Raw genomic sequence first — 21,035 nt, 5'->3', positions numbered from 1 at the left:
TAACTGTTTATTTTTATGCTATGTTAGTCTGATGATTATCAATGGGGTTGCTATGAAAAATTTAGCAGTGGATGTTGTAATTATTGGTGGTGGCATCACTGGCGTTGGCATTGCACAATTTGCAAGCGCTCAAGGATATCGGGTACAACTACTCGAACAAGGTGTAATAGGCCAACAAACTTCCGCCAATTCAAGTAAGCTGATCCACGGTGGTTTGCGTTATCTTGAAACCGCGCAGTTTCATTTAGTCCACAAGGCACTGCATGAACGCAGAGCCTTACTGACGCTCGCACCAACCTTAGTCAAACCAATTCCTTTTTATATTCCTATTTATCAAACAAGTCAGCGACCAAGTTGGCAAATTCGCATTGGTTTATCACTTTATGCACTTTTAAGTGGATTTGACTCTTTAGGTCGTTTTAAAACATTAACCAATGAACAAGTTAAGACCCTCAAAGGCCTTAAACACGATGGGTTAAAAACCGTATTTCAATATTGGGATGCACAAACTGACGATGCATTACTCACGCAAGCGGTTGCTCGCAGCGCCTCACAATTAGGCGCAGCCATCACTTCACGCGCATCATGCAATAAAATTGAGAAGAATTATCAAGGTTACCTTGTACATTACCTAAAAGATAATCAAGCCAATACCACACAAGCCAAAATGGTGATAAATGCAGCTGGCCCTTGGGTCAATCAGGTGTTGGCAAAAGTATCTCCTGCAGCGCAAAGTGAAGCAATTGAATGGGTGCAAGGCAGCCATTTAGTACTTGATATCCCGGCACAAGATGGCATTGTTTATCTTGAGTCATGCTTCGATAATCGAGTTGTTTTTGTTATTCCTTGGTATGGTAAAACCTTACTAGGCACCACAGAACTTGAAATCACATCACTTGAACAAAAGCCCATTCCCAGCCAACAAGAACAAGATTATTTACTCGGTATTTATCACCACTACTTTCCTGCTCATGGCAATCTAGAGCAACTTACAGCAAAAATTAGTGCGACATTTTGTGGCGTTCGCGTCTTACCAAAACAAACAGGCAATGCGTTTGCAAAACCACGTGATACCTTATTTCACAGCCCGGATGGTCACCCTAACCTGCTTAATGTCTATGGTGGAAAACTAACAACTTTTAGAAGTACTGCCAAAAGTTCGCTCGATTGGTTAATGGAGCAACTAGGGCCACGCCAGCCTATTGCAGATGTAGACGACCTCCCATTACAATAAACTCTCTTTTATTGATCACAGGTTACATCATGAGTTTATTGTTTTCTTCACTTAAATTAGGTGCTTGTCAGCTAAGTAACCGGATAATTATTGCACCTATGTGCCAATACAGTGCCCATAATGGTCAAGCAACACACTGGCATACTGCTCACTGGAGTCAGCTATTACATTCTGGCGCTGGAGCACTGATTTTAGAAGCAACCGCGGTGTCCCCACAAGGGCGCATTAGCCATCTAGATTTAGGTCTTTGGGATGATGATTGCCAGCAGGCTTTAGCCCAATCGCTGAGCATTGCCCGAGCTCACAGCGACATGCCCATCCTTATTCAACTCGCTCATGCTGGTCGCAAAGCATCGGCCTATACACCTTGGCAAAAACAAGGGGCAAGAGCTGCCGATGACTTACACGGCTGGCAAGTTGAATCATGTTCAGCACAGGCGTATAACGAAGATTTTCAAACACCTACAGAATTAACGCAACAGCAAATAACTCTGCTAATCGACCAATTTGTTATGGCTGCCAAACGTTCCCAAGCTCTTGGATTAAACGGCATTGAACTTCATGCTGCCCATGGCTATTTAATCCATCAATTTTTATCGCCACTGTCAAATAGCCGAACCGATCAATACGGTGGTAATTTTACCAATCGTTGCCGTTTTTTAATTGAAATATTCACAGCAATACGAGCGGCTGTGGGTGAAAAATTCACTTTAGGAGTGCGGGTTTCAGCCACGGATTGGGTTGATGGTGGCTGGGATTTAGTCCAAACAGAGCAACTAGCGGTAAACTTAGCTCAACTGGGCTGTGATTTTATCCATGTCTCAACAGGCGGCTTAAGTCCTGCGCAGCACATTCCAGCAGCACCGGGATTTCAAGTGCCTTTTGCACAAGCCATTAAAGCCAAAGTAGCTATTCCTGTGATTGCAGTAGGCCTTATTACCGAGCCGCAACAAGCTGAAGATATCATCAATGCACAGCAAGCTGATGCCATCGGTCTTGCACGAGCCATTATTTACCAACCGCATTGGCCTTGGCATGCCGCAAAACAGCTTGGTGCTAAAATTGCTATCCCAAACCAATATTTACGTTGTGTACCAAATGAAATTAAGCAGCAATAGCTACATGACGTTTTTGATCAATTCCCTTAAACTAGAGCCAAATTAATTTATGCCTAAATCTAATATGACTAATATCATTTTATTTATCCTCATCGCTGTGACATGTGTTTTCCTCTATCGAAACGCACAAGCAACCAAAGCTCAAGCTGCAAACAACATTGCTGCCGAGCAAACCTTTTTAGCCGCCAACCGCCAAGTTGAAAACGTGATGGAAACACCGTCTGGTTTACAGTATTTATTATTAAGCGAAGGCAATGGCACAACTCATCCTGCAGCGACTAGCACAGTTAATGTGCATTATCATGGTACCCTCATCGATGGCACAACATTTGATAGTTCAGTTAAGCGCGGTGAGCCGATTAGCTTTGGGCTTAATCAAGTGATCCCCGGTTGGACTGAAGGCCTACAACTGATGAAAGAAGGCGATAAAATGCGCTTTTTCATCCCGCACAAATTAGCCTACGGTAATCGCAGCGTTGGCAAAATCCCACCGGCTTCATTACTGATTTTTGATGTCGAATTATTAGCAATAAACTAAACGTATAATTAACGGGATAAACGCCAAAATGGTTTTATCCCGTATTTCAACTCCCTCTTTATAACTTCTTATTTTTAACTTCTGAAACTAAAATATTTTTATTTATTTTCAAATATATAGCTTTCTGATCCACATCTGTAAATCAACGCTTAAAAGCGCTCAATTTCTAGCAACCACATTTTTAAAAGTCAATGCAAAAAGATGATATAAAATCAGTTAATTTCATAGGCAAGTACCAATAAAAAGCTTAGGATCACGCCATCATTTGCACCTATGAGGTTTGCTATTATGCCCTTTAGTCAAAACGCTTTGCAGCATCGCGCGCTGCTTATTTCTATTCGCACTCCTCAACAAAAAGAGCATGAAGCCGAAGAATCGCTAGCCGAACTGGCACGTCTAGTTACAACCCTTGGTTTTGATGTGGTTGGCAGCCAAACACAGCGACAAGCATCGACCAAACGCATCACAGTATTAGGCAGCGGTAAACTATCTGAGCTGGCAAAATTAACCGCGAGCCAAGCCGCAGAGTTCGATGAAGAAGAACCAACAAGCGATACATTTAGCACTGATGTCGATGATGAAACTCTCGAGGAACTCGCACACAGCGCACTGCCAGTAAAAACGGCCGATGTGGTTGTATTTGACTGTGATTTAAGCCCTTCGCAGCTACGTAATGTTGAAACTCAGCTTGGCGTTGAAGTATTTGATCGCACCGGTATTATCATTGAGATTTTTAGCCGTCATGCACGCACCCGCACAGCACGCTTACAAGTTGAAATCGCACGTTTAAAATACCTCACACCGCGCCTACGCGAGTCACATATTGGCACAAAAGAGCGCCAAATGGGCAAAGGCGCAGGTGAAAGTGCGCTTGAACTCGACCGTCGTCGTGTGCGCGACCAACTTGCCGAGCTGCGCCGGGAACTCATCAGCGTGCAAGGTCAAATGCAAGGACGCCGTGAAAAACGTTCCGAGCATTTTTGTGTGGCACTCGTTGGTTATACCAATGCGGGGAAATCATCCATGATGCGCGCCTTAACAGGCAGTGAAGTACTGGTAGAAAACAAATTATTTGCCACACTTGATACCACAGTACGCGCATTACAACCCGAAACACAACCACGTATTTTAATTTCAGATACCGTTGGCTTTATTAAAAAGCTGCCACATGATTTAGTCGCATCGTTTCATTCGACCCTTGAAGAAGCACACGATGCCTCATTATTGCTGTATGTGGTTGATGCCTCCGACCCGAGCTTTCGCTCACAGTTGGCGGTTGTTAATGAGGTTATGCAGGAAGTGGGCGTCGATGAGACACCTAAAATACTTATTCTTAATAAATCCGATAACTTAACTTTGCAACAACAAGGCGAGTTACTTGAGCAATATCCTGATAGCATCATGATGTCGACTCATAACCCTTTACATATCAGTGCATTGCATCAAAAAATCGTCACTATCTCCGAAAAAGACATGCAGGATGAGCAAATTTTAGTACCATACACAGCCAATGGCATCGTCGGAGAAATTCGCAGTAATATGAAAGTATTAGCCGAAGAATACGGCGCAGATGGTATTGCAATTACGGTACGCGCCAGCACCATTGCCCTTGAGCGGTTACATAAATTAATGCAACAAAAAACAAAATAAAAACCAACGAGTTTAATACCCAACTTACTTAATACTACATCTGAAAAAGGCAACTTATGTTGCCTTTATACTGAGGTGTATGTATTTACACAGATTCTGGTATTAAATATTACTATAAAGTCAATAATTCTATTAATAGACTGGTCAAAAGCCAAACCGAAAAAACAGCTTTGGTGTTTTTAAAAACGGCTCTGTTTACCGCTAGCTCATGCACACACTTTTTTAATCCAGATAAAGGTAATCGTCTTGCGCATCAAGTAAAAAAGCCGACGTACTGCGTTTTAATGGCGAATAATCAACATTAAAAAATGCAAACGCAGATTCTCGTAAATACCTAGAATAAGTACCTGGACATGGCGGAATGGTTAATCCTGCTTTAGCCGTATAGGTATAACCAAAATAGCGTAATAGCTGGTAGCCTGTTTCGCTCTTCACCTCATCTATCATGAACTGACGGTGGGCACAGTACCTTCTCGATAAATCTGGCAGATAGTGATCTGTTGAGCGCTCTAAAATAATTAACCGTGGTATAGCTTCAGCTGTCAACTTGGGTAAGTCCACTATACTGATTATGTCGAGGTTAAACGTGACATTAGGTGTACCCATATACTCTGGAGTCAAGGTGACTCGAGTTAAATCACCTTTAATTCCAGTCGTTTTCACATCGTTCGGAAATTCGTTAATAAATTCAGGTGTCAATATATGCGTCAGCTCAATGCGGCGCTTTTTATGTGTGTCATTTACTGTACCAAAATTATTTTTATTGAAAAGCTCAATGAGCTTTTCATGTAATCCCTCAGAGTCTTCATTAATTCTGATGACGAGTGGTGTGAAAGGTCCTTCATACCAGCTATCCCAGACTTCTGGATCAGTGTGGAAATCGCATGGGTAGATCTTTTTCTCCCACTCTTGCTCCGTATTAAGCGCGGCTTGTTGCCATTGCTCAATCAAGTAGGGTTTGATTAACCCTTTTTCTTCTACAAAGCGTTTGAAGTTAGCGACAAACTCTATTTTTTGCTGAGCTGCTGGGTTAGAAAGGTGCTCTGGAATGTAATGCTGGATCAGGGTGCAAAATTCAAAAAACCAAGCTGGGGTGAGATTCTCATTCCCTTCTTGCCAACTTAAATACTCAAGGCCCGAAAACCAATGAGGCATAAAATAAGTAAAGCCCGTGTGGTTTTGATTCCAAGGCTCTTTTAGCCACTTCGTCGCTTCTCGAATATAATACATAAAAAAAACATTGGGGTGTCCTTTATCTATAGGACTAGGGAAACGACGATAACTCAGACCATCAATCTCAATTTCTTCATCACTATATTCCTGTAAATGATCAACACTCACTTGATATAACGATTTGAGCAGGGCCGGTGAGAATTTCGTAATTGTTGTGAGTTTTCCAGTCAGTAAAATACTGAACACATCATTTCGGAATTCTCTTTTTCCTTCATCCCAAGGCACTTCCTTTAATACCTGAAAATACAAGTCAACACTGGGCTCAGGCAGTAAGAAAAACTTTGAGCAAAAGCCAATGTCGTATTGACTGTGCAAGTTCCATTCACCTTTAGTGATGTATTTACGCAGTGTGGCAGCACTCGCTTTATTATGGTGACCAAATCTAGTGTTCACCTTGTCAAATAAAGCCTCACGCTCAGCCAACCATCGTGCATCCTTGGGCTTAAATTGTTGCTTATGAAATGAAAATTTTGTCATACTATTACCTTGTGTATCGTGATTATTCCCTGTTGAGCGGACGATATTCTGCCATCAGTTTTGGAAGGAAACGTATCACTCTTGTTTACTATTTCATTGATTTTTCAATACTATACTGGATACACCTTGCACGCAATCAGGAACGAAAAGTAACAATTGGTCAGCTTCCTCGCCGTGATAAAAAAGCCCCACTACTGTGAGGTTCTAAAAATTAACTGGCGGGGCTGACTTTTGTCTCCTCATTCAGTCACTAAAAAATCCAATACGGTGTTTTTTGCTCGCTGTCCCACTGTTGTTGTATTTCTTGGGCGTGTGTATCGATGCGTGAGCGGGTGGCGGCATCTTGTTTTTCCAAGCAACTCTCTACGTCTGCTTGGATATTCCAAAATTCGGTGCCCTGTTGATTATACACTTGCGCGAGGGCGAGTAAGTCGATGTGCCATTCTTGGTAAGGGGTGGCAAATAAGGACTCTATCATCGCATTGGTATTGCCACATTGTGCGGCCTCTTTTAAGGCTTTACGGCGTTGTTCGCCCTCTTCTTTCGCTAAGTAATATAAGGCTTGTAAAAAGTACGCGCTGCCAATGAGCTTAGTTGAATACGCCCCCGTAATCACCTGATTGGAGACTGCCAAGGCCTCAGCTAAATAATCGGTATCATCCGTTGAAAACTCGCCGTTTTCATAATCGGTGAGGTAATCCATTAATGCGTCTTCAACCGGTATTTTAGGCGCCTGAGGGAGGTCATTTTTAGGCTGTGGTTGTAATGAGGTTAAGGTGCCGAGCTCTTGTTCACTCACTGATTGGGCGTACAAAGTCGCCAAATACACTTTGCCTTGTGCATTTTTAGCATGGCCGTATAAACAGGTGTGAAAACCTTGATTCCATGTCGCAAAGCGCTGCGCCATAATCGCGAGGCGTTCGTTGATGAGACTGGGATCAGCTTGACAGCCCACCACTTGCAAACGAATGGTGCCGTTAAAGCGTTTATCGGGATAGCGCTCAAATTGACGAATATACATGTCGGGAGCGCTTTTTGAGCGGCCATGTTGCAACGCTAAATCGCGGGTGATGATTTCACCAAACCGTAAGGCATCGTCTAAACGTGGGGTGTACAAGGTGATCACTAAGTCACAATTGTTTGCCTCGCCATTAACCGGTGCAAACGCCACTTCGGTGCGTGGTTTGGTTTCAAACTCAATCGGCGCCAAGAGATTGCTTGGGTCTAATTCAAACAAGTAGCTACGATCAACATACTTGGTAAAGTCCGAGAGGTAAAAATAATGCTTGCCTGAATTGTTATCAGTGAAAATATGCCGCCACGGCACACAATGCTCAGGCAACTGTAAGATGGTGAGCTGTTGATAGCTGTGTTTATCATAGACATACCAACGGCCCAATTCACTGTAACAAAAATAAATATAAGACTTATCAACAAAGACAGAACACAGAAAACGTGGGTGGTTTTTAGGTTCAGGGAGGCCTGATGCAATAAACTGCAAGAGCTCACCAGTGTCTGGGTCTAAAATACGTACTCCATCGTGAGCCCCGTAATATAAGCGCCCCTGATCTAGCTGATAGTTATCGAGGTAAGTCTCACATTCGAACTGCCACTTTAATTGCCCGGTGTCAGTATCAAGGGCAATCAAAGCCCCGCCGCGATATTGTTCAAATACATCCCTATCGGTACGTTCAAAGGTTTCTTCACGGGCACCAATAAAGTTGATTAATGTCTGATTATGAAACAAAGCATCTTTGGCGGTGCCATAGTCTGATTTATACTCCAACTCATAAGACCAGAGGGTGTCTAAGTTACTGTCTGTTTTGAGTATGTTACGTCGTTGCCTGTCTAAGCCATATATAGAATTGCTGGTTACTTTGTAAATTATAGAAAATAACAAAGGTTTCACTGCTAGCTTCCCCTCTTTGAGGGTTACCGACACGTCTTTTTGACCATTATATTCTGATAATCTTACATACAATAATGTGTTACATGGCGATGTTTTTGTTAAAGCTGGTTGGCTATTAAATGGCTCAGGCACAGCGTTATATACCTCACCATTTTTAGTCATTAATTCACCCTGCTTGGTATTTTTATCTATCACATATAACAGAGGCTCACTCGCAAGGTTGAGAAAATTATGATAATTTTTATCGGTACTGTAGCCTAAATAATCTATCTGACCTTGATTTAAACACGTCATCAGCCCTTCATTAAAAAACAGGTAAACGTTTTCTGGTTCAAAACCCTGATGAGATAACCAATCAAGCTCCGGGGTGTAATAAATTCGCATAATTAATCGCTCTTTATAATCTGTTCAAATTTGGTAATACTGATAAATGGCATATCAGACTTTTGTAATTCTTTTAACTGCTCTACCAACCCATCTTTAAATGCCAATCGTTTATCAGGATCCTTGATTGGCCCAACTTTATCTAGATTTTGCTTTTGCATAATCGTAGTCAATACATTGTCATCAATTAAGCTAATAATATGTTCTAGTATTTCATCTTGCTGTTTTATTAATACCGCATCTGTTGGGGCTTTAGTCAGCGTACGGGAGTCCGGTAATACATCTGGAGTAAATACCCATTGGTACCCCTTATATTTATTGGCCGCTAAATTAGCTAAGTCTTCGGCTAATTGCCCCGCAACTTCTGCTGCAAAGTCTTCGCCTCCTTCCTGCCCGGCTTTAGTAGGTTTGTTTTTCATACCATTGCCTAAATTTTTTGCCCAAGTATCAGCAAAGTAATTTTTAAATTCAACTTTAATCAGCTGCCCGTTAATCCTAACTACCAAGTCGGTAAAGCGAGTCGTACTCGCTGCCCTATCAAGGATTTCAATGTTTTCAATCTCAACATCACTGCGTTTGAGCATATCCGCAATAAAAAAGGCATGGGCTATGGGACCTTTGGCAATGCCTAATTTATTTCCAGCCCCTCCATTATTTTGAAATTTATTGAGGATACCTCTTAAGCCTTGCAGACTTTGCGGATTAAGCTTATCTAGTGGCAGTTCAGCAAATGCTTTTACATACTCATCCCCAGAAAAGAGATTTTTACCATAGCCTAAAGTGTAAGGAGCATGTAACGCAAACCGTTTAACCGTATCGTCGCCACCTATTTTTTTAACGTTAATAAACGCATTTAAAATTAAGAAATCTTGTACTTTTCCTTTGGTTAAGCTCGATATAAAGTTCGGGTCTTTACTCAGTCGTAAAAATTGCTCTAGTGCACCAATAAAGGTATCTGCAATGACTTCGGAAGTCGCTTCTGGGTTTATTCTTTTCACTTGCGCAATGAGAGTTGTTAATTCTTTAAGAAATTTTCTCTGTAAGTCTGATGAGATATCTGCATAAGCAGAAGACATTAAATATTTAAACGGGTTAAAGGGTTTGTTTATTTCAGCTCTTAGTAACTCTGACTCTAATCGTTCGAAATAATCCCCAATCCACTCTATAATCGCATCTTGCCCGTCATCAGTACTAATTGCATTGATCATCACATCAAAGATTTCTGGGTTATCATCTTTAATTAAAACAATAGCTGCGGTCATTTCGATAAAAGGAAGTAAAGCTTGAAAAGCCTCACCTTTTTGCTCTAATGATTTATCTGACTGAACAATACGAGCTATTCGTTTAGCTAGTGCCCTTCCTGCACCTTTACCTGCTTTATTAGAGCGTTTAATTACTTTAACAATAATTTTTACAGATGATAACGCCGCACTAATTACAACCCCTGCTGTTTGCCCTGCCCCAGGAATTAGCTGAGCAGCAGATGCTAGAAGTCCTAAAGCAGCTAGATTAGCTTCAAGTTCATCATAATCATCAGGACTAATATGATAGTTCCAGGTCTGCTTTATTAAATCCCGTACATCACCGACAGCCAACATACTGGTGATAAAGTCACAACCTATACCAACAGCGGAGTCGTTGCCTCCCGTAGCTGCACCATCTAAACAGTTGGTAATTACGATAGATGCATCTTTTAATCCTCTCAAAGTAGAATAAGTGGTCTCCAGTAATCCTACTTGGACAAGAGCAGCTGAAGCATCAAAAATCCCTTCTGCTTTTTGATAAGTAATCTTTGCTTGTTTTATTTTTTCTTTGAAAAAACAATCTAATACTAATGTGGTGAATTGTTCAACAAATTTAATCTGTGCATCAGTATCATTAGGGTCGACTACAGGTAAGTCGAAACATTGACTAAAGGTTTGATCCGCATACGCTTTTGAGACTATCAAATTTGCAAGTAATGTGCGTTGTGCACTTGATTGATATAGCCGTTTGTAAGCGGTGACTGGTTGATGAGCTGTGACTTTAATCGCTGCTTTACCGGTATTGTCAGCAATTAGATCAGCATTAAAAGTGCCATCATCAAATGTAAGCGTTGCTTCACTCAACCAATCAAAGAGCTTTATTTCTGTTAATTGAAAGCTAGTTAATTGATTAGAGCTTGATGTAAACCTTAGTGCATAACTCTTGGTATTCTTTGCTTGTATTGAGGATGCTAGCTTAAGCTCTACTATAGATCCGGATACACCTAGTTTAACTTTATCACCAATGATATGCATCGCAACATTATGCCATTGGCCTTGTTGAAGAACCTGTGAGTGTATGAGCGATTCAGTACCATCAACTGTATCGATATAAAGAGCTAAAGTCTGGTCTGTATTAAGTTTAAGTCTTAAGCCAAAGTTATCCCAATCAACGATTTCAACTTCTTCAGATAAAGAGCTGGTATCGTTCAAGTTAATTGAAAAATTAATACCTGCTGATGTTAATCCAGTAAGTTTATCATGCTCAGGTATATCAATATAAGTTTGTTTATATTGAGTTTTATTAAACTGAAAAGCGTTGATGGTATTTTTTTTATTCGATTGTACTAAAGAAATATTTTTGGTTATAGCATCAATACCATTTGAATAATCTGTTAATATATTGTGCTGTAAGATGCCAAAATCGCTGCTGTAATCAATCAGCGGATAAAGAGGGGGTTCAAAAATACTACCGATTTCTAAAGACACATTATCATTTGGTATTGTATTCACATGTAAACGAGTGCTACTTCCAAATGTCCTCGTTTTACCATCTGTCAAATCGATCGTCGTTTCACCACCTAATGTCAAAATACTTGATTCAAGGTAATCCTCTTTTGGGATAACCTTAAATGATTGTGTTGCAATTTTATCTGTCCCTGCAATTTTTGCAGAGAACTGGGCTATTCCGGGGAAATTACCACTATAAAATAAAGGATTGTGGATACCTGTACTAGTTAGAGAAGCTGCGTATTTATCTAACTTTCCTCTATGTACAGCCAAATCAATATTGAGCCCTTCAAGGTTACCGTATGTACTTTTTGCTTTTACACTAAAATTTAACTCAGTTTTAATTTCGACTTCTGTAGGTACATTGACTTCTATATTGATATCATGAACATATTGCTTGAATGGATAGGAAATTCCTTCAGCAACTATAACATCAAACTCATTATCACCTGATTCTCTTATTCCTTTTAATTTTACAGTAGTCACGCCATTGATAGTTGGACTCACTGACTCAACATTCAAGCTGAAGGATGAAACTCGGATGTTTGTTCCGTCTTTAACTAGATTGCCGAACTTATCTTTAACAATAAACTGCCATTGAGCTTCCCCTAAACCAGCGATAGCCGTTTCACCACTACTCGTTTTTTTTTCTACACTAAATGGCGATCCAGCTATTGTCTCAACTGACAAACTATAAAAGCGGTTATTTTCCTCACCAGAATAAGCATATAATGTGGTTTTATCTCCAGCTTTAGTTGATAGGTCTGCTTTTGCGACATGAAGCCCATTGTTCCCCATCGTTTCTTTTGTAAGTAATGATCCTTGGCCTTCTATCCCCCAATTCAACTTCTCTGGTTTTTCTGAAGCCGGAGTTATTTTAGCTGAAACTGCATGATATGAATTTGCTGCTACATCAGCAGTAATAGTGATTGTATTAGCATTATTATCAAGCTTAGTATTTCTTTGTGGTGTTAAGGACACGGTTCTAAAAGCATAATCCCATAACACATTGGTGGGGTCGGTATTGTTATAAAGACTTAAAGTAACAAAATCCTCCACATCAAGACTGGCGATATGATCTAGACGATCGAAGATAATTTGTCCATCTTCGCCAATGGTGGCTTTGATTTCGTCGGCACCAAGTGCAAAAACCAATTCTTGACCTTGCCCTAAAAACTCCAAGGCTTCATGTTGTGATGCGATTAAATCATACATAAGTTTAACCATGCTATCACTTGAACCAATCAATGGACGCTTTTTGCCTTGTAAGTGAATAACATCTCCACTATTTGTATGGCGAGATAGCTTTTTAAGGTTCAATTGGTAGGTACTAAATTGATACTCAGGGCGATAAAGATAATGATAAATCGGTTTAGGGGCATCTAAGTTGTTTGCTAAGCCATCTTTTTTTGCTTTTTTGTATAATAAGGTCGATAGCGTGGTCTGAATTTCATCAAACACAGGAACTTTAAATGGAACATAATTTTTTGGTCTGTGTGCTAATGGCCCGCTGCTTGCTGCACCAATGTCGGCAAATGACGGGTTTTCACTAATAGGCGCACCACTGACATTAACGTAAAAGTGTTCATTGGTATTTCCATCACCAGGGAGCTTAATTTGGACTATATTTCTGCCTGGTATGATGGCAAAGTTTGCCATCATACCACCCGCTGTCACCAGAGTATTTGCGCCGCCGACTTTAGCTAAACGACCAGTATAACCATAGTCTTCGAGCCCTTTAGGTAAAGGTGTACCATCATGGTCAAGCCACTCGGTAGTCAGGACTATCATTTCATCTTTACTAGAAGCAGAGCCTTCATAGCTGATGATGTTTTTATTATCACCTGGTTTACTTGACATTTCATCAGCTGTATAAAAACGCTCTGCGGTAATCGATAAATTTGGCGGGCCCATATTTATACGAGACATTAAATCTTTAACAGTATTCCACTTTCCAATATCAGAATAGCTTTTTAAAGAAGTACCTATATACCCAGTTTTCCTATTAATTAATACTATCCGAATTAGTTCATTGGGCCGTAAATGGTTTGCATCACGGCGATGTAAATCGGGGTTCATATGAGAGCGAGATTGATAACTGGCAAAACCTGACTCAAATCTTTCATCGAAACTCCCAAAGGCAGCTGCTGCTGGACCACGCATAAGGATACCGTACATAAAGGTATCATCTTCAGTTCCGTAATGACTCACACCATCACGTAAGTCGACTCCTTTTCGTTGAGTAATGAGCATACCTGTTGATTCGCGGAAAATAAAAATATCAGTGTCTTGTAAATCATCGCTGGAAATTTCTCCCAATAACCCCTGGTGAGATAAATCAGGATTGATATCAATCACTCGCATCACATCAGGTTGAATTAAGTCCGCCTTAGCATCATTACAATCAGTCAAAGGCAAACCTGAATACTTGGAAGAAAAATACACACCATAATAACTAGCAGCACTTTTATCGAGAGTGCATGAGAATTGACCTGTACTATCTAGATTACCGAACAAGGTCCGTTCGGGAATTAAATCACCATCAAAATCATACAACGGCTGAGCTATTGGTTCTAAATCTGGGGCTTGGTAAACATATTGAGTTTGGGCACCAATAGAAACACTTTTGCCTAAGCTAGTTAATTTAGCGCCACCAGTTGCGACTGTGGAATCTACATAAAAAGTATAAGGTAAGTCCTTTACTGATATGTTGCTCAAAATTCCAATTATTGCTATCTTGACCATTAACCCAACAAGGTCAGTAGGCTGCATTGCGTCATAGCCAATACACGCATCATAACCTGGCTTCCACTGGTATTCATATGGACTCCAATTTCTTGGGTTATATGCAGCATAATAATACTTCATCCAAACGTTGGTATTATATTCAAAAAAGAACATTGGACATGGGATCAGACCATATTGCGACACCCAACGACCATCCTCTCCTGTAGATGTAAGCCCACCATAAGGTGCGAGGACTTCTACAAATGCATTTTTAAATGGTGCATATGTTTCAACATCCCGCAGGTCTTTAAAGGTAGGCGGCAATGCTTGCTCACCTTCATCTCCTTCAAAGAAGGCAGATTTAAAGCTAATGGTGTTGTCAGATGCATAAACCAATGCACCGTACTTATCAATTAACAGTGATTTGGCAGTGGTTTGACGTCCAATACTATTTAAATCAAACCGCGCTAACATTAAAACATGGGGCTGAAAATCAGAGATGAGTGTTTTAGTGTCACGAATAACTACAGTTTTGTAATAATTGGACACCTCTACTTTTTTAACAGATTTGTTTAAGCCATTGAGTAAAGTGGCACTGTTATAATTGTCAACACTCATGATCTGCAAACTACCACCATATTGCTGTTGGTTGTCCTCTAAAATATCATAGGTTGCATTGACATAATCAGCTGAAATTACGGTACCGCCTGGAAGGTCAGTCGCAAGTTTGTGCAACCCCCCTACAACTTTTCCCTTGTCATCGTATTCGACATAAATAGGTGAATCATTTTCTAATACAAGCCCGCGAGCTAAGACCCAACCATGACGAAAACGGTGAACATCAAGCCAGCCATATCCGTACGATTGATTAATCTCTGCAAAAAAACCGATAAATAAAACTGAGAGCCATATTAATGGCTTAATCCATTGCGCTGCTGTGTTATTATTTTTCATTTTAGTCCTTTAATTTAGCAGAGCTTGCAGCTGTTTTAAGCTGAGTTCACCTAGTGCATATTGCTGTAAAAGAGGCTGTTTTTCAGGGTGCAATCGGCCAAAACCAATATAATCAAGTATTTCTAAATGCACTGGACCTTGTGACTGCAAGATGTAGTTATTGAGCTTTGCCACTCCAACTACAATAAGCTTGTTAGTGCGGTGCTTACGAGCGAGTAACGGTACATATTCACCATTGGGCGGTAAATAGTTATAGTTGCCCATAAAACTAGCCGGTGTTATAGACAGTGACACATCGCCTGATACTGTAATACCTTGCGGCTGGCCCGCCATTAAATAAAATACTGGAATATCGACACCAAAACTCAAGCCACTACTGGTCAGGTTTTGAGTGGTAAACTGCATCATTAAACTGCTGCGGCCTTTGTGATTGATTTGAGCTTGGCTTAAATCAAAAATTATATCGCCAGCAGCCTGTTCGCTTTTTGGTAAAAAACTAGCGATTGGTGCAAAAGGAACATTTTTGGCAATAAAGGGGAGTTGCGTTACGCTTAAATTGTGCTCAGAACCTTGAGTTAACTCTACCTGCTTAATGAAATTCCCAAAATCTGCTTGCGCCTTAAGACCATTAAATTCAATGGTATACGTACCCGTTTCTAAATTTTTTAACTCCGGTGTGCCATAACCGAAGCTGTATATGCCATTGTCATCAGTTGTAGTAATAATACCCAATTCTTTAATTTCTACAGAGACGTTTGCGACATTAACAAACAATTGATCTTTTATATTTCCTTGGATAAGTGTTGGTAATGGCTCAACTTTAAACGCAAAACGTGCCATCTGTTGATCTTTAACCTTAATATTGACCTGAACAGACGCGCCATAACCAAACTCGCGATCAGGATAAAACGCATAACTGTGGTCTCCAGGTAAACTCGATAATGCCCCTGTTATGAGTTCATTATCTCGATTCACATCTTGTAATTTATAACCTGGTTGATCCAAATACGTATCTGTTATATCGCTGGTATCAATATAAGTCTTACCATGTAAGGTTTCATAAACTTCAACTGAAATATCTGACTGTGCTACAGCCTTATTAAAATAAAAAGCTATAAAACCATTGGCTTCGGCTTGCTTATCGTCGGTCTGTGGCGCTGTTGCGATAATTTGCAAAGGAATGCTCTCTTTGGTTTTAACCGTAAATTGCACACTACTTTGACCACTTAACGTGCCATCTTTATCATACACCTGCACTATGAGGGTATGTGCAGAATCACTTACAGCAACAGGCAATGACGTATTTATATAACCAGCTACAATAGGTACGTCAACACTAGTTTGATTATCTATACTGACTTTAGCGATATTGTTTGTATCACTATTTTCGATTGATGCTACAAGTTGTAAACTCAAAGATTGATCATCAATTACAAATTCTTGCTGCTCTCGTGGTGCAATAATATTGATTTTAGCAGTGGACTTATTAACAACTGTGGTACTAAATTCTGTACTATTTCCCGCAAAGTCTCTTGCAACTAAATCTATTTTAAGCGATTCATTTTTTGGCAAACTGACATCAGTTTTAAATTCGTACTGATTACTTTGGCTACCTGGGGTTAAATTAATCACGGCATCATTGATAGTCAACGTCACGGCTTGCTGATCGCTAATCAAACCACTTATAGTCACTGGGTTATTGACTAACTCTACCACCGAATCTTTAGGCCAATTTTGAGTTAATTGCAGCTGCGGCGCTTGTGTATCAAATAAATAGTTCACTTCTTGCTCTGTATCGCCGGCATTATTGCTTGCTATAAATATCCAAGTTTGTTCTGCTTGTTCAGCAGCATAACTAAAACGATAGCGCTGTAATGACTCTTGATATACCGACACATTTTTTCCATTAACCTTTAATATTGGGGGCACTTCAGATGCTATGATCCCAGTAATAAAAAAACTTGATTGATTAAGCCAAGAGCCTGGAGTGGGTGAACTAAATTGGAGCGAAGGAGGGTTCATAGTTGCCAATGGCAAATATATCAGCTTGATTGTTTCAATACTTGTCCCTTGGACAGATTTAACCATAGCTTCAACGTTATTATCACCTTCTGTAAGTTGGAGCGTTGCAAAATTTAAACGATAGTGGCCCTCTTTAACAAAACTAAGTTGACCATTTTGATTGCCATTAAGCCAAGAAGTTAATCCATCTATAGGTAATTGAGTAAATATATCGGCCACTAAATTGACTGTTGAGGAACTTAATATTTGCTGATCAGTATGACTAATCAGTTTAATAATCGGCTTTTGTGATGCGCTTTGTATAACCTTAACTTGGACTTGTGCTTGTTGCTCAAGTCTATCAACTGCTACTAAGGTAAATAAGTTGAGTCCCTCTTTTAGAGGTACATGTGCCTGATAATCCCCCTGTGCACTTGTCATTAAATTAAATGAACTTGATGGGAACCTATCAGAGAATGCATACATTTGCTTCAAAGAAGCCTCGCTTTTTACCGTTCCGTGCAAACTTATAGTATCTGTCGCCGCAGTCAGCTCTAATGCATCAGGGGTGATAATAGGCTTGGTTGAATTATGATTAAATACTAACGTCAAATCTTGTTGCCATTTTGGATTATTGTCGACCGCAAGTTGCCATTCTTTACCTTGGGTTAAATCGAGACTTATCGAGAATGGGCGTGCATTTTGAACAGTTAATTTTGTGGAAAAAACTCCACTTGTTAATATCAGCTGATTACTCGCATCACCATTATTTAACTGCCCTTCGATGGTTATTTCTGAAGTCGCCTTACTAATAAACCAGCTGATCTGATTACCTTGGCGCTGGTGTGCATTAAAAAAATCAATGCTGAGCGCTTTTTTTAATAAAACTTGTTCAGATTCAAACCATTCACCCATTGCTTGATAAGGCATTTTATCAAATGGATTGATGATAGTTTTAACTGCACGAACCCGGTATTGATAATCGATATCATATTGAAGATTACTATCTCTAAACTGTGCTGTGGTCAGAGTATTTAGTAATTGCCACGAATTATTTTGTTTACGAGCTACTTGATAATTCACACCAGACTGCTCATTCCAAGATAAATCAATAGTATTACCATCATGTGTTAATACTAAATTGCTCAATGCAGCAGGTGCTGTCAGGTTTAAAACATAAATTGTGGCACTTTGCCCTAACGTATTATCATTACTGACTGATTTGAGCATATAACGATAGGCTCTATCGGCAATCAAACTAGAGTCTTGATGACTAAATTGCGTAGCGGGCAATTGGGCTATTGCAGCAAATTCACCGCTGTAGTCAGCTCGATACAGTATAAAGCCCGTCACGTTATCAGAATCTGAGGCAAACCAATTAAGCATGACACCCTGAGAGTTAATTTCACTAACTAAACGAACATCCACGGCTTTGAGCCAACGAGTAGGATCGTTAGGAAAAGCGTCATCATTATTATCAAAACCATCGCCATCACGGTCTAAATCACTATTATCACCAATGCCATCACCATCTAGATCTGCCCATTCATTTTTATTATCAGGAAAAATATCTTGCGAGTTATCGATACCATCGCCATCACGATCGATGTCTTGATTATTACCAATGCCATCACCATCTAAATCAGCCCACTCTAATGGATCATTTGGAAAAGCATCAAGTTCATTGTTGAAACTATCACCATCACGATCAATATCTGAGTTATCGCCAATGCCATCGGCGTCTATATCTGAGGTTTCTGAGCTATCTAATGGAAATGCATCATTTTCGTTGATAACTCCATCACCATCTATATCGGGATCACTATTGTTACCAATACCATCTTTATCTGTATCGGCCCATTCAGAGGGATCATCTGGAAATACATCTTGTGAATTTGGAATACCATCACCATCTCGGTCTTCAAGTTCAGGGTTATCACTCCATTTACTCGGATCATCAGGGTATTGATCAAACTCGTTTAATACCCCATCACCATCCCTATCTAAATCGCTATTATCTCCAATACCATCTCCGTCTAAATCAGATGTTTCATTGGCATTATCAGGAAAAGCATCATCGTTATTAGCAACACCATCACCATCTCGATCAGTATCACTATTATCTCCGATACCATCGCCATCGAGATCACTCCACTCAGAGTTATCCAGAGGAAACGCATCTAGTTCATTGGGAATACCATCATTGTCTCTATCAGGATCAGCATTATCGCCGACACTGTCACCATCAGTATCTAAAGTTTCTGTGGCATCATAAGGAAAGTCATCCTGTTCATTGATAACACCATCACCATCAATGTCAGGATCGGAATTATCACCAATGCCATCGTTATCTAAATCTGATTGCTCATTGGGATCATCAGGCAAAGCATCATCATCATTCTCAACACCGTCGCCATCACGATCGTTATCACTATTATCACCACGTCCATCACCATCACTGTCTTTACTTTCGGTTGGATCTTCTGGAAAAGCATCGTCAGCATCACGAACACCATCTCCATCTAGATCGGTATCCGGCTCAACTATCGGGGCTAAAAAACCGAAATATTCAAGTAAGCGCGCTAAAAAGTTAGGCAAAGCAATTTTAATTGTAGGTACCAGACCATCAACTCCTACACGATATAAAATAACTATTTTGTATCGCCCTTTTTTTACAAAATATGACTTTTGTATTTTTGGAGCCTTTACAATTGACTCTGGCACTTGATTAAGAGGTTTTAGTGCTATTTCAGATGTTAAGCTTGAAAAGATTGTTTTACCGGCTAATTGCACATCAATATCTTTATAATCTTCAAAATAAAAAGTCACTATGCCATCTTCTGTTACATCTAATTCAGCCTGATAGAAAATACTATACGGTTTAGCCCATTGTGGATTAGCTTGCATTGAATCGAGACGCCCAGCTCTATTGGGCATATGATTGAGTGCCTGTTCAATTGTATTAGGTGTTGATGTTGTAAAGTATCGGAAATTGACACCTGGCTCTGTGTGTTCATCCGGTTCAGAAGGTTCCAAGACTTCTACAACCACTCGTTCACTTTCGATAAATTGGTCACTAAGGGGCTCGAACACAACCATATCAGACTGAATTTTGGCCCAAGAAAGTGATAAATAAGGGATTGAAGTTAAATCGTGTTGATTGACCACTTGACTCAAAGTGACTTGATGACGCCCAGCAGATAACCAGATGGATTGTGTTACAGAGCCTGACAATGAATGAGGACCGATAACTATTTCATTGTCGATCTGTAGTTGCGTAGTAAAATTACTGTTCAATAGAAAGCTAACGAGTGTCGCTTGCTCTAAATCCATCATGCCAGAGAATGTTAAGCCATAATCAACATTTCTATTGCGAACATTAGCCGTAACTTTCTCTACATTTGCAGTTTCAGTTATTTCATAACTATGTAAAGTATCTAAAGTGAGGTTTGTTGCTTCTACATATTGGTATGCAAAGCCGCTGTGAGGGTCATTTAACTGAGGCGCATTACTTAAAGAAACGGCGATCATGGATTGAGGCAAAAATAATTGTTGTTGGGCTAAATCAATAACTGTATTTGAAGCCTGATTTGTCAATAAAATCCGTGGTTGAATTTGTTCATCAGGACGAACTAAATACACTTCAAAAAGATGATAACCCTTTGCTAAGTGGATCTGCTGATTTTGTTCTACCAACCGCTGATTAACTATCAGCTGATACGATGCAGCTAAACCTGTTTCAAGCAAAAAGCTGCTATTTGTATCTATATAAAAATACCCACTAAAATAAAACCCTTGTGTCTGTTTTGTTTGAGTAAGTTGATAAGAAAGATAAGGCATTACACCCTTAAATATTGGTGTTTGACTCATTAGATCTTGAGGTTGAAGTTCTTGTTCTTCAACAAAAGAATAGGCTTTGTATGCGAGCGAAACGTGAGGATCTTCAAGTTCAATACCTTGCTGATACACCACTGCATCAACCGGAGGTTCTATTGTATCGGTTTGATTATCGGACTTAGAACAGCCTACTATTAAACCACTCAATATTAGTAAATGA

At 40.0% G+C, this 21,035-nt stretch carries 8 protein-coding genes; 4 read left to right on the top strand and 4 right to left on the bottom strand.

All coding sequences use genetic code 11. The features are described from left to right. The first annotated feature begins 52 nt into the window (after positions 1 to 52). From PTUN_RS19870 to hflX, 4 genes are all read left to right on the top strand, one after another. Positions 53 to 1,234, top strand: coding sequence for a glycerol-3-phosphate dehydrogenase/oxidase (locus PTUN_RS19870; protein WP_040643464.1), 1,182 nt, complete (start codon positions 53 to 55; stop codon positions 1,232 to 1,234). Positions 1,235 to 1,263: 29 nt separating this feature from the next. Next, on the top strand, positions 1,264 to 2,352 hold the full coding sequence (locus tag PTUN_RS19865) for an NADH:flavin oxidoreductase/NADH oxidase (protein WP_009836933.1): 1,089 nt from the start codon (positions 1,264 to 1,266) through the stop codon (positions 2,350 to 2,352). Positions 2,353 to 2,416: 64 nt separating this feature from the next. Then, positions 2,417 to 2,890 carry an FKBP-type peptidyl-prolyl cis-trans isomerase gene (locus PTUN_RS19860; RefSeq protein ID WP_040643578.1) on the top strand — a complete coding sequence of 158 codons (474 nt, stop codon included), beginning with the start codon at positions 2,417 to 2,419 and terminating at the stop codon, positions 2,888 to 2,890. 288 nt (positions 2,891 to 3,178) lie between these two features. Next, positions 3,179 to 4,540, top strand: coding sequence for a GTPase HflX (gene hflX, locus PTUN_RS19855; RefSeq protein WP_009836935.1), 1,362 nt, complete (start codon positions 3,179 to 3,181; stop codon positions 4,538 to 4,540). Between the two features lie 222 nt (positions 4,541 to 4,762). On the opposite strand, the gene PTUN_RS19850 is transcribed toward hflX, so the two are convergent. The 4 genes from PTUN_RS19850 to PTUN_RS19835 all read right to left on the bottom strand — a co-directional run bounded on the left by PTUN_RS19850 (position 4,763) and on the right by PTUN_RS19835 (position 21,022). Then, complete coding sequence (locus tag PTUN_RS19850) at positions 4,763 to 6,250, bottom strand: hypothetical protein (protein ID WP_009836936.1); 1,488 nt, start codon at positions 6,248 to 6,250, stop codon at positions 4,763 to 4,765. 250 nt (positions 6,251 to 6,500) lie between these two features. Next, positions 6,501 to 8,543 (bottom strand): PQQ-binding-like beta-propeller repeat protein, encoded by a 2,043-nt coding sequence (locus tag PTUN_RS19845; protein ID WP_009836937.1) that lies wholly within the window; start codon positions 8,541 to 8,543, stop codon positions 6,501 to 6,503. 2 nt (positions 8,544 to 8,545) lie between these two features. After that, entirely contained in the window at positions 8,546 to 14,977 is a 6,432-nt protein-coding gene (locus PTUN_RS19840; RefSeq protein WP_009836938.1) for a hypothetical protein, read from the bottom strand. Between the two features lie 9 nt (positions 14,978 to 14,986). After that, a complete protein-coding gene (locus PTUN_RS19835) occupies positions 14,987 to 21,022 on the bottom strand; it encodes a thrombospondin type 3 repeat-containing protein (RefSeq protein WP_232284965.1) in 6,036 nt (2,011 codons plus the stop codon). Positions 21,023 to 21,035 lie beyond the last annotated feature (13 nt).

It is taken from the genome of Pseudoalteromonas tunicata, assembly GCF_002310815.1.
GTDB lineage: Bacteria > Pseudomonadota > Gammaproteobacteria > Enterobacterales > Alteromonadaceae > Pseudoalteromonas > Pseudoalteromonas tunicata.
This window is presented reverse-complemented; position numbering and strand designations above follow the sequence as displayed.